Consider the following 11,607-nt stretch of genomic DNA (forward strand, 5'->3'; position numbering starts at 1 on the left):
TTTCAATGAGCGCGGGCCAGGCGGTCCGCGAGCGGAAGGAGGTCGACCAGCTGCTGCGCCAGCGGGAACAGTTCCCGCTCCTCGAAACGCACGTGTTCGCGCATGGCATCGCCCCACGATGGCAGCGCCGACAGGTCGCCGGCGCGCAGCAGCGCGACCAGCGCGCGCAAGTCGGCGTGCTGCCGCCAGGCCGCCGCGGCGGCCGCCTGGGCCGCCACGCCGGCGCCCGCCAGCGCCGGCAGCAGCACCTGCTCTTCGGCCGCGAAGTGGGGCTCGAACTGCTCCGACCAACGGCGCAGCACCTGCTCGCGCAGCGGCCCCGGCTCGCTGCCGTCGCGGCGCGGATCGCAGGCCCGCCGGGCCAGCACCAGCGCCTCGTGGTGCTCGCGCGACAGCGCCGCGAGTTCGGCGGCGCGCTTCATGGCACGAGCCGGCGCGTCAAAGATGCACGCTTCATGCATCTATTTTAGGGGGGAGCCGCCGCCACGGCAACAGTGGCCCTGCAGCGAACGGGCTCAGGAGCCGACGCGGCTGCCGCGGCGTCGCGTCGCGGGGGCGCGGGCGGCGGCCCGGATCGGGATCACCGCGCCGCCCCGCCCGGCTGGCGCGCCCGCGCGCCGGGGCGCGGGCGCGACGATGTCGGCCAGGGTCGCGCCGTCGAGCTCCTGGAAATACGCCATCAGCGCCTTGCCGAACAGCCGCTTCATGCGGCAGGAGTTGGCGATCATGCAGGTGTTGGTGCTCTCGTCGAAGCACTCGACCAGCCGGAAGTCGGTTTCCGAGGCCCGCACCACGTCGCCGATCCGGATCTCCGACGGCGCCTTCACCAGCCGCACCCCGCCGCCGCGGCCGCGGGTGGTCTCGATCAGGCCCTGGCGCGCCAGGTCGCTCACGATCTTCATCAGGTGGTTCTTGGAGAGCTCGTACGCCTGCGCCATTTCCGAAATCGTGATCAGGCGGTCGGGGTTCGATGCGCAATACATCAGCACTCGCAAGGTGTAGTCGGTGTATTCGGCAAGTCGCATGCTGGTCTCCAAAGATGCCTCGATCGTATTGCTTTACGGAAATCCTTGCTATAACATGCACGCAACATACCTGTTCACGGGTCCGGCCCGGGCTCCGCCCGCCACCGGCCCGCTTCGCCAGTGAGACCCTCCACCATCTCCGTCACCCCCGCGGCGGCCGCGCCGGCCGCCGGCGCGCACGGGCTGCCGCTGCTGCGGCTCGGCTTCCGCCCCTTCTATCTCGTCGCCGCGCTGTTCGCGGCGGCGGCCCTGCCGCTGTGGATCGCGCTGCTGCTCGGGCTGGTGCACATCGAGCTGGCCGTGCCGCCGGTGCTGTGGCACGCGCACGAGATGCTGTTCGGCTTCGCGATGGCGGTGGTGGTCGGCTTCCTGATGACCGCCGGCCGCGCCTGGACCGGCCTGCCCACCCCGCGCGGGCCGGCGCTCGGCGCCCTGGTGGCGCTGTGGATCGCCGCCCGCTGCGCGGCGCTGGCGGCGCCCTATGTGGTCTACGCGTTGCTCGACCTGGCGCTGCTTCCGCTGGTGGCCGGCATCTTCGCCCGCGTGCTCTGGAAAGCCGGCAACCGGCGCAACCTGCCGCTGGCCGGCATCCTGGCGGCGCTGTCGATCGCCAACCTCGGCTTCCACCTGTCCGCGCTCGGCGTGATCGGGCTGGCGCCGGTGCGCCCGCTCTATGCGGCGCTGGCGCTGATCACCATGATCGAATGCGTGATCGCGGGGCGCGTGATCCCCGCCTTCACCGCCAATGCCACGCCCGGCCTGAAGCTGGCGGCGCAGCCCCGGCTCGGACCCGCGGCGATGGCGGCCACCGGCGCCGGCCTGGCGCTGTGGGTGCTGGGCGCCGCCGGCCCGCTCACGGCAGCCACCCTGCTGGCGGCCGCCGCGCTGCAGCTGGCGCGCCTGTGGGGCTGGCAGCCGTGGGTCACGCGCGGCCGCCCGATCCTCTGGATCCTGCACCTGTCATACGCCTGGCTGCCGACCGGGCTGGTCCTGCTCGCGCTCGCCGCCATCGGCTGGATCAGCGCGTCGGCCGGCGTCCATGCGCTGGCGGTGGGCGCCACCGGCGGCCTCATCATCGGCATGCTCACGCGCACGGCGCGCGGCCACACCGGCCGCCCGCTGCAGGTCACCCGGCCCGAGGTGCTCGCCTATGCCCTGGTGATGACCGCGGCCGTGCTGCGGGTGCTGCTGCCGCTGCTGATGCCGCAATGGCTGCTGGCCGCGCTGGTGGCCGCGGCGCTGGCCTGGAGCGCCGCCTTCGTGATCTACCTGTTCATCTACACCCCGTGGCTGGTGCAGACCCGGCTCGATGGCAAGGACGGCTGAGGAGCCATGGCAACCATCCGGCACGAGGTGCAGGACTGGGACCCGCGGGCGCCCGAGGTCCTGCGGGACCAGGTTGCGGCTTACGACGGCATGCGCCGGCGCTGTCCGGTGGCCCACAGCGACTATCTGCAGTGGTCCCTCTTCCGGCACGAGGACGTGCTGGCGGCCGTCCTGGACCACGAGACCTTCGGCAACCAGGTGTCGGCGCATCCGGCCGTGCCCAATGGCATGGACCCGCCGCGCCATACGCCGTATCGGGCGCTGATCGAGCCCTACTTCGACCGGCCGCGGCTGGCCGCCCATGAACCCGTGTGCCGCCAGCTGGTGGCGCGGCTGGTCGACGCCCTGCCGCGCGCGGGCGAGCTCGAATGGATGGAGGGGTTCGCGCACGAATGCGCGGCGCAGATGCTGTGCGCGTTCATGGGCTGGTCGAGCGCGCTGCACGAGCCGCTGCGCGCCTGGAACCGGCGCAACCAGGCGGCCACGCTGGCCGGCGACCGCACGGCCATGGCGGCGATCGCGCTCGAATTCGACGGCCACATCCGCGCCCAGCTGTCGCTGCACCGGGCCGCCGGCGCCGCGACCGGCACCGACGTGACGAGCCGGCTGCTGCGCGACACCGTGGACGGGCGGCCGCTCACCGACGAGGAGCTGGTCAGCATCGCGCGCAACTGGACGGTCGGCGAGCTGGGCACGATGGCGGCGGCGATCGGCATCCTGGCCGACTTCCTGGCGACCCATCGCGAGCTGCAGCAGACCCTGCGCCGGCAGCCGCGGCTGGTGCCGGCGGCCATCGACGAGATCCTGCGCATCCGCGCCCCGCTGATCGCCAACCGCCGCGTGGTCCGCCGGCCGGTCGACATCGGGGGCGCGGCGCTGGAGCCCGGCGACCGCGTGACCCTGGTCTGGGCCTCGGCCAACCGCGACGAACGCGTGTTCGGCGATCCCGACGAGTTCCGGCTCGACCGCGACCCGGCGCTCAATCTGCTCTATGGGGCCGGGGTCCACGTCTGCCCGGGCGCCCCGCTCGCGCGGCTGCAACTGCGGATCGTGCTGCAGACGCTGCTGGCCAACAGCCGCGGCATCGCGCGGGTCGAGGGCCGGGCGCCGGTGAAGGCACGCTATCCGGCCGGCGGCTACTCGGCCCTGCCGCTGCGGATCGACCGGGCCTGACGGCCGCCGGCGGTCAGGCCGCCGGCGCCAAGGTGGTGAAGGTCGCCAGCGTGGCGTCGATGCGCTTGACGGCGGCCAGCGTCTGCGCCTCGGGCACGCGATTGAGGTCGACCACCGCGACCCCGAGGCCGCGGTCGGTTTCCAGGTGCAGCTGCGTGACGTTGAGGCCCGCGGCGGCCAGGATGCCGTTCAGGTGCGACATCACGCCGGGCTGGTCGCGGTGCAGGTGCACCAGGCGCGCGGCGCCGCGCACCGGCCCGACGCCGAGCTCGGGCAGGTTGACGCTGCCGCGCACCGCGCCGAGCAGCAGGTAGTCGCGTAGCTTCTCCGACACTTCCAGGCCCAGGTTGCGCTGCGCCTCGATCGTCGAGCCGCCCACGTGCGGCGTCAGGATGACGTTGTCGAGCTCGCGCAAGGGCGACTCGAAGGTCTGGGCGGCCGAGGCCGGCTCCACCGGGAAGACGTCGATGGCGGCGCCGCGCAGCCGGTGCTCGCGCAGCGCGCCGTGCAGCGCGCCGATGTCGACGGCCTGGCCGCGCGCCAGGTTGATCAGCACGGCGTCCGGTTTCATCTGGCCGAGGCGCTCGGCGTCGATCAGGTTCCTGGTCTGCGCGGTCTGCGGCACGTGCAGCGTCACCACGTCGGCCTCGGCCAGCAGCGCCTGCAGGCTCGCCGCCGGCCGCGCGTTGCCCAGCGGCAGGCGCGCCTCGACGTCGTGAAAGACCACCCGCATGCCGATCGCCTCGGCCAGCAGGCCGGTCTGGGTGCCGATCTTGCCGTAGCCGACGATGCCCAGCGTCTTGCCCCGGACCTCGTTCGATCCCTTCGAGTCCTTCAGCCAGCCGCCGCGGCGCGCCGCCGCATGCCGCTCCGGCACCCGGCGCAGCAGGTGGATGGCGTGGCCGATGACCAGCTCCGCCACCGAGCGGGTGTTGGAGAACGGGCCGTTGAAGACCGCGACGCCGCGCTCGGCCGCGGCCTTCAGGTCGATGTTGTTGGTGCCGGTGCAGTAGGCGCCCACCGCGCGCAGCCGCGGCGCGTGGGCCAGGGCGGCGGCGTCGAGCGGCGTGCGCGAGCGCAGCCCCAGCACGTCGACGTCGGCCAGCAGCGACTTCAGCTCGGCGGCGTCGGGCGCATGGCGCAGCCGCCGGATCTCGGCGCGCGGAACCGATTCGAGAACGGCGTCGGCGCTGGCGTGCACGTCTTCGAGCAGCAGGATGTTCACGGTCATGTGGGACAAGTGGAGAAAGGGAAGGGGCTGGGCCCCGCTAGAGGCCGAGAGTGAGGAGCGCGGTTTCGGACATCCGCGAACGGTCCCAGGGCGGATCGAACACCAGGTCCACCGTCACCTCGCCGACGCCGTCGAGCGCCAGCACCTTCTCGGCGACCTCGTTGCCCACCGCCTCGCCCATGCCGCAGCCCGGCGCCGTCAGCGTCAGCTGGATCGCGACCTTGGTCCGCCCGTCCGGCATGGCGCTCAGTTCGCAGCCGTAGATCAGCCCCAGCTCGACGATGTCGACCGGGATCTCCGGGTCGTAGCAGGTCTTGAGGGTGGCCCAGATCCGGCTTTGCAGGTCGGTGCCCGCGTCGGCCGCCGCCGCGGCCGGCGCGGGCACCGGCTTGCCGATGGCGTCGGCATCGGCGCCCTTCAGGCGCACCAGCTGGCCGTCGACGTGCAAGGTGAAGTTGGAGCCGAGGGCCTGGGTGATCTCGGCCAGCGTGCCGGGCGGCAGCTCGAACGGGGTGCCGTCGGGAATGCACTCGACCTGCACCGGCCGGCGCACCAGCACCGACTCGCGCGGGCGTCTCATGATGTCGCGCCCTCCGCCACCGGCTCGCCCTGCGCCGCCCCGGCCTCGCCGATCGCATGCATCAGCGCGTGCCACCCCAGCAGCGCGCACTTGATGCGGCTGGGATAGCGGCGCACGCTCGCCAGGCTGACCAGCTTGCCGAGCTCGGCCCCTTCCGGCTCGGCCTGTCCGGTCAGCACCGCGCGAAAGCGCTGCTGCAGCTCGCGGGCGGTGGCCAGGTCGCGGCCCAGCACGGCCTCGGTCATCATCGACGAGGATGCGATGCAGATCGCGCAGCCCTGGCCGTGGAAGGCCACGTCGGCGACCCGCCCGTCCTCCAGGCGCAACTGCACCTCGACGTCGTCGCCGCACTGCGGGTTGCGCCCGCGGGCCTGGTGGGTGGGCGCCGCCAGCGCGCCGAAGTGGCGAGGCGCCCGCTTGTGCTCCAGGACGATTTCCTGGTACAGCTGGTCTTCCGCGGCATTCATCGCAACACCTCCAGGGCCCGCGCGACGGCGGCCACCAGCCGCTCCACCTCGTCGTGCGTGTTGTACAGGGCGAACGAGGCCCGGGTGGTGGGACCCAGGCCGAGGTGATCGAGCAGCGGCTGCGCGCAGTGATGGCCGGTGCGCACCGCGATCCCGCGCTCGTCCAGCAGCGTGCCGATGTCGTGCGGGTGCGCGCCGGCGGCGACGAAGGAAACCAGTGCCGCCGCCTCGGCGTGCGGCGCCAGCACCGTCACGCCGTCGAGCGCCGACAGCCCGGCCACGGCATGCGCCCGCAGCGACCGCACATGGGCGTCGATGGCGCCGCGGCCGGTCGCCTCGATGAAGGCCGCCGCCGCGGCCAGGCCGACCGCGCCGGCGACGTTGGGCGTGCCGCCCTCCAGCCGCGCCGGCAGCTCGGCGAAGCTGGCCTCCTGCTCGCTCACCCAGATCACCATGTCGCCGCCGAAGCGCAGCGGCGTGAGTCGTTCCAGCGCCTTGCGCCGGCCGGCCAGCACGCCGGTGCCCATCGGGCCGTACATCTTGTGGCCCGAGAACGCCATGAAGTCGCACGCCAGCGCCAGCAGCTGCGGCGTGTCGTGGCTCATGGCCTGCGCCGCGTCGAGCACGGTGAGCGCGCCGGCTTCGGCCGCCAGCGCCAGCAGCTCTTCGTAGGGCGGCCGCTCGCCGGTGGCATTGGCGCCGGCCGTGACCGCGAACACCATGGTGCGCGGCGTCAGCAGCGGCGCCAGGTCGTCGGCATGCAGCCGGCCCTGCGCGTCCGGCCGCAGGATCCGCACGGTGGCGCCGGTGCGGCGCGCCGCCTGCTGCCACGGCACCAGGTTCGCGTGGTGCTCCAGGCCGCTGACGATGATCTCGTCGCCGGGCTGCAGGTAGGGCCGGCCGGCGCCGGCATCCGACAGGCCGTTCGCCACCAGGTTCAGCGCGTCGGTGGTGCCGGAGGTGAACACCAGTTCGTGCCCCGGGCCGGCGCCGACGAAGCGCTTGAGGTCGCCGCGGGCCCGCTCGAAGGCGTCGGTCGCGCGCTGGCTCAGCGTGTGGACGCCGCGATGGATGTTGGCGCGGCTGGTCGTCTCGAACTCGCGCATCGCGTCGAGCACCGCCTGCGGCATGTGGGTGGTGGCCGCGTTGTCCAGGTACGCCAGCGGCTCGCCGTTGACGCGCTGCGCCAGCGACGGAAATTCGCTGGCCAGGCTGGCCTGCTGCAGGAGATCACCCATGGCGGCGCTCCTGCATGCCGGCGGGCGCGAGGTGGCGCGCCAGGGCCCGCGCCAGCAGCGTTTCGAAGCCGGCCCGTTCCAGCGTGTCCGGATCGGCGAGTGCGCGCGCGAACACGGCCTGGGCCATGCCGTGCAGGATCATCGCCTTGGCGGCGGTCTCGTCGAGACCGCGCTGGCGGGCGTGGAACAAGGCCTCCTGCGGCAGGGCGCCCCAGGTGGCGCCGTGCGCGGCCTGGACGTCGTCGTGGTGGATCTCCAGGTGTGGCCGCAGCACCAGGCGCGGCTGGCCCGCCGTCGGAACACCCGCCAGCCGCTGGCGCGTCTGCGCCTCGTCGCAGCCGGGGCTGATCGTCGAACGCGCATTCGCCACCAGGCGCGCGCCGCCGCTGCCCAGCGCCAGCGCGTCGATCCCGCTGCGCGTGTGCGCCGCGCCGTGCCGGACCTGGGTCTGCTGGTCGAGCGCGGTGTCCGCGCCGAGCAGCACACCCGCGGTGTGGGCCAGGGCGCGCGGACCGAGCAGGTCCAGCACCGTGCGCTGCAGGTGGTAGCGGCTGCCGGACGCGAGCAGGCACTGCTCGTACGCGGCGTCCGCTGCCAGCTGCACCTGCACGTCGTGCGCCAGATGGGCGGCCGCCTCGGGCATCACGGCTCGCAGGTGCTGCAGCGCGGCGCCCTCGCCGACGCGCACATGCACCTGCAGGTTCTGCACGTCCTGGCCGCCGTTCTCGTGCGATTCGAGCAGCACGCAGCGGGCGCCGGGCAGCAGCTCGATCACCAGCAACGGCGCCTCGACGGCGGCCGTGGCGCGCCGGTCGAGCCGCAGCACCAGCGGCGCCCCGGCGGCGATGCGCAGCCGCAGCCCGTGCCGCAGCAGCGCACGGTGGGCCCAGGCGAACGGCGCGGCCTCGTCGCGCCCGGGCGGCGGCAGCCCGGCCAGCAGCTGGCCGCGCTGGGCCGCGTCGGCGGCGTCGAGCCAGCGCGCGTCGACCAGGGCGCGCTGTGCCGCCGGCAGGTCGTGCAGGCGCCAGCCGCCGTCAGCCGCTGCCGGCGCCGGCGCGGCCGGCTCGCCGAGCCACAGGGCCGCGTCGGGCGGCGGCAGGTGCCGGAACGACTCGGCGGTGCGGGGAATCCAGCCTTCGGCCGCCAGGTGACTGCGGGCGGCCAGGGCGTCGGCGCGGGCGACGTTCATGTCAGGCCTCCACCGGTTCCGACACCCGGGCGAAGCCGGTGCGCGCGATCTCGCGCGCCAGCGACAGGTCGCCGCGGTCGGCGATGCGCCCGTCCTCCAGCCGCAGCACGGTGTCCGGCGCCAGCGACTCGATCAGCTGCAGGTAGTGCGACACCACCAGGAACGCGGTGCCTTGCCCGCGCAGGCGCTGCACCAGGTCCACCGTCGCGCGCACGCCGTCGACGTCCATGCCGGAATCGATCTCGTCGAGCATCGCCAGGCGCGGGCGCAGCAGCGCCAGTTGCAGCAACTCGTTGCGCTTGCGTTCGCCGCCGGAGAAGCCGTCGTTGACCGGGCGGTTGAGCATCGCCTCGGGCAGGCCCAGCTGCGCGGCCGCCGCCCGCGCATCGCCCAGGAAGTCGAAGGCGTCCAGCGGCGCTTCGCCGCGCGCGGCACGCACCGCGTTCACGGCGCTGCGGATGAACAGGTTGTTCTTGACGCCCGGGATCTCCGGCGGCGACTGGAACGACAGGAACAGGCCGGCGCGGGCGCGCTCCTCGACGTTCATCGCCAGCAGGTCCTGCCCGCCAAGGCGCGCCGCGCCGCCGGTGACGCGGTAGCGCGGATGCCCGGCGAGCGTGAGGCCGAGGGTGCTCTTGCCGCTGCCGTTGGCGCCCATCAGGACGACCAGCGAGCCGGGGGCGATCGCGAGCGAGACGGATTGCAGCACGTTGCGCTCGCCGATGTCGACGCGCAGGTTCTCGAGTTGCAGCAGCGGTTGGGTGGTGGTCATGGGATCGTTCCTTGTGGCGGGAGGCGCTCAGCCGACGGCGCCTTCGAGCGAGACGGCCAGCAGGGCCTTGGCTTCGAGCGCGAACTCCATCGGCAGCTCCTCCAGCACCGACTGGCAGAAGCCGCCGACGATCAGCGCCGTCGCTTCCTGGGCGTCGATGCCGCGCTGCTGGCAATAGAACAGGCGCTCTTCCGAAATGCGGGTGGTGGTGGCCTCGTGCTCGACGACGGCGTCATCGCGGGCGGCTTCGACGTAGGGGAAGGTGTGCGCGCCGCAGTTCGATCCGATCAGCAGCGAGTCGCATTGGGTGTGGTTGCGCGCGCCCGCGGCCGTGGGCGCCATCCGCACCAGGCCGCGATAGCTGTTGTGCGCGTGGCCGGCGCTGATGCCCTTGGAGACGATCCGGCTGGTCGTGTCGCGGCCCAGGTGGATCATCTTGGTGCCGGTGTCGGCCTGCTGGAAGTGGTTGGACACGGCGATCGAGTGGAACTCGCCGTTCGACCCGTCCCCGCGCAGCACCACGCTGGGATATTTCCAGGTGATCGCCGAGCCGGTCTCGATCTGGGTCCAGGCGATGCGCGAGCGCTTGCCGGCGGCCAGCCCGCGCTTGGTGACGAAGTTGTAGATGCCGCCGCGGCCGTGCTCGTCGCCGGGGTACCAGTTCTGCACCGTCGAATACTTGATCGAGGCGTCGTCGTGCGCGACCAGCTCCACCACGGCGGCGTGCAGCTGGTGCTCGTCGCGCTGCGGCGCGGTGCAGCCTTCCAGGTAGCTGACCTGGCTGCCGGCCTCTGCAATGATCAGCGTGCGCTCGAATTGCCCGGTGTTGCGGGCGTTGATGCGGAAATACGAGGACAGTTCCATCGGGCAGCGCACGCCGGCCGGCACGTACACGAACGAGCCGTCGGAGAACACCGCCGAGTTCAGCGCGGCGTAGAAGTTGTCGCCCGGCGGCACCACCGTGCCCAGGTAGCGCTCGATGAGTTCCGGGTGGTGCTCGACGGCGTGGGAGAAGGAGCAGAAGATCACGCCGACCTCGGCCAGCTGCTCGCGGAACGTGGTGCCGACCGAGACGCTGTCGAAGACGGCGTCGACGGCCACGCCGGCCAGCCGGGCCCGCTCGTGCAGCGGCACGTTGAGCTTCTCGTAGGTCTCGAGCAGCTTGGGGTCGACCTCGGCCAGGCTCTTGGGCCCGTCCTTCAGGGATTTCGGCGCCGAGTAATACGACAGCGCCTGGAAATCGATCGGCTCCATCCGCAGCTGGCCCCACGCCGGCACGGCCATGGCCTGCCAGCGCTCGAACGCCCCCAGCCGCCAGCGCAGCAGGAACTCTGGTTCGCGCTTGCGGCGCGAGATCGCGCGGATGGTCTGCTCGTCCAGTCCGGGCGGCAGGGCGTCGGATTCGATGTCCGTGACGAAGCCGTGCCGGTAGGGCTGTTCGAGTGCCTGCGCGAGGGGGGCTTCCTGGTCGATGATGGGCATGGGGGCCTCCGTCCGAATAGATGCATCATACGTGCATCTTATGAAGACGCGCCCATAGCCGCGACGTCGACCCGGTCAATGCCGGCGCCGCCGGTGGCCCCCTTCGCCGTCGGGCGCCTCGCCGGGCCCGTGGCCCCGGTGGCCTATTCCAGCCCCAGTTCCTGGATCTTTCGGGTGATGGTGTTGCGGCCGATGCCCAGCTTTTGCGCCGCCTCGATCCGGCGGCCGCGCGTCGCGTGCAGCGCCGTGAGGATCAGCCGCGACTCGAAGCGCCTGGTGAGCGCTTCCCACAGGTCCGGCTGGCCGCGCGCCAGCATGTCCGTCGCCTCCGCTTCGAGTCCGGCTTCCCAGCCGGCGCCAGTGTCGCGAGGCGCGGCCGCGGCGGCGAGCGGCTCCGTTTCGCGGGCCGGTGCGTCGCCCTGGCTCGCCAAGCCGGCAGCCGCGGGGGCCGCCGGCTCGGCGGCGCCCATCACTTCCGGCGGCAGGTCCTTGGGTTCGATCACCTGCGCCGGCGCCATCACCGTCAGCCAATGGCAGATGTTCTCCAGCTGCCGCACGTTGCCGGGAAAGCCGAAGGCCGCCAGCCGCGCCAGGGCCGGTTCCGAAATCCGCTTGGGCTCGACGCCCAGCTGCGAGGCGCTGCGCTGCAGGAAGTGGCGCGCCAGCATCGGAATGTCGTCGGCGCGCTCGCGCAGCGCCGGCAGGCGCAGCCGGATCACGTTGAGGCGATGGAACAGGTCCTCGCGGAAGGCGCCCTCCTTGACCCGCTGCTCCAGGTCCTGGTGCGTCGCGGCGATCACCCGCACGTCCGCCTTCACGGCGTTGTGCCCGCCGACCCGGTAGAAGTGGCCGTCCGACAGCACGCGCAGCAGGCGCGTCTGCAGGTCGAACGGCATGTCGCCGATCTCGTCCAGGAACAGCGTGCCGCCCTCGGCCTGCTCGAAGCGGCCGCGCCGCATCGCCTGGGCGCCGGTGAAGGCGCCGCGCTCGTGGCCGAACAGCTCGCTTTCCAGCAGGTCCTTCGGGATGGCGGCGGTGTTGATGGCGACGAACGGGCCGTTCGCGCGCGGCGAGTGCTTGTGCAGCGCCCGGGCGACCAGCTCCTTGCCCACGCCGGTCTCGCC

The 11,607-nt window shown here is 72.9% G+C and carries 12 protein-coding genes; 2 read left to right on the forward strand and 10 right to left on the reverse strand.

Translation table 11 applies throughout. From position 1 onward, the window contains the following. Positions 1-2: 2 nt before the first annotated feature. Together VNT59_RS13790 and VNT59_RS13795 are read right to left on the reverse strand one after the other, a co-directional pair. Positions 3-422 (reverse strand): hemerythrin domain-containing protein, encoded by a 420-nt coding sequence (locus tag VNT59_RS13790; RefSeq protein WP_325498987.1) that lies wholly within the window; start codon positions 420-422, stop codon positions 3-5. 93 nt (positions 423-515) lie between these two features. Continuing rightward, entirely contained in the window at positions 516-1,025 is a 510-nt protein-coding gene (locus VNT59_RS13795; RefSeq protein ID WP_325498989.1) for an Rrf2 family transcriptional regulator, read from the reverse strand. Positions 1,026-1,145: 120 nt separating this feature from the next. Between VNT59_RS13795 and VNT59_RS13800 the strand changes: the two genes are divergently transcribed. Next, positions 1,146-2,351, forward strand: coding sequence for an NnrS family protein (locus VNT59_RS13800; protein ID WP_325498991.1), 1,206 nt, complete (start codon positions 1,146-1,148; stop codon positions 2,349-2,351). A 6-nt stretch (positions 2,352-2,357) separates the two neighbouring features. Beyond that, entirely contained in the window at positions 2,358-3,524 is a 1,167-nt protein-coding gene (locus tag VNT59_RS13805; protein ID WP_325498993.1) for a cytochrome P450, read from the forward strand. 13 nt (positions 3,525-3,537) lie between these two features. Here VNT59_RS13805 and serA read toward each other — a convergent pair whose 3' ends face one another. The 8 genes from serA to VNT59_RS13845 all read right to left on the reverse strand — a co-directional run. Further along, on the reverse strand, positions 3,538-4,755 hold the full coding sequence (gene serA / locus VNT59_RS13810) for a phosphoglycerate dehydrogenase (RefSeq protein ID WP_325498995.1): 1,218 nt from the start codon (positions 4,753-4,755) through the stop codon (positions 3,538-3,540). 37 nt (positions 4,756-4,792) lie between these two features. After that, on the reverse strand, positions 4,793-5,335 hold the full coding sequence (sufT, locus tag VNT59_RS13815; protein ID WP_325498997.1) for a putative Fe-S cluster assembly protein SufT: 543 nt from the start codon (positions 5,333-5,335) through the stop codon (positions 4,793-4,795). After that, on the reverse strand, positions 5,332-5,802 hold the full coding sequence (gene sufU, locus VNT59_RS13820) for a Fe-S cluster assembly sulfur transfer protein SufU (RefSeq protein ID WP_325498999.1): 471 nt from the start codon (positions 5,800-5,802) through the stop codon (positions 5,332-5,334). The genes sufT and sufU overlap by 4 nt, the downstream gene beginning before the upstream one ends. Continuing rightward, positions 5,799-7,040 (reverse strand): SufS family cysteine desulfurase, encoded by a 1,242-nt coding sequence (locus VNT59_RS13825; protein WP_325499001.1) that lies wholly within the window; start codon positions 7,038-7,040, stop codon positions 5,799-5,801. Before VNT59_RS13825 ends, sufU begins: the two co-directional genes overlap by 4 nt. Beyond that, positions 7,033-8,229 carry a SufD family Fe-S cluster assembly protein gene (locus VNT59_RS13830; protein ID WP_325499003.1) on the reverse strand — a complete coding sequence of 399 codons (1,197 nt, stop codon included), beginning with the start codon at positions 8,227-8,229 and terminating at the stop codon, positions 7,033-7,035. The genes VNT59_RS13825 and VNT59_RS13830 overlap by 8 nt, the downstream gene beginning before the upstream one ends. Before the next feature lies 1 nt (position 8,230). Beyond that, on the reverse strand, positions 8,231-9,001 hold the full coding sequence (sufC, locus tag VNT59_RS13835; protein ID WP_325499005.1) for a Fe-S cluster assembly ATPase SufC: 771 nt from the start codon (positions 8,999-9,001) through the stop codon (positions 8,231-8,233). Between the two features lie 27 nt (positions 9,002-9,028). Continuing rightward, positions 9,029-10,483 (reverse strand): Fe-S cluster assembly protein SufB, encoded by a 1,455-nt coding sequence (gene sufB / locus VNT59_RS13840; protein WP_325499007.1) that lies wholly within the window; start codon positions 10,481-10,483, stop codon positions 9,029-9,031. Positions 10,484-10,626: 143 nt separating this feature from the next. Next, a partial coding sequence (locus VNT59_RS13845; protein ID WP_325499009.1) for a sigma 54-interacting transcriptional regulator occupies positions 10,627-11,607 on the reverse strand: 981 nt, incomplete at its 5' end.

The sequence above is a fragment of the Ramlibacter sp. genome, assembly GCF_035554825.1.
Taxonomy (GTDB): domain Bacteria; phylum Pseudomonadota; class Gammaproteobacteria; order Burkholderiales; family Burkholderiaceae_C; genus Ramlibacter.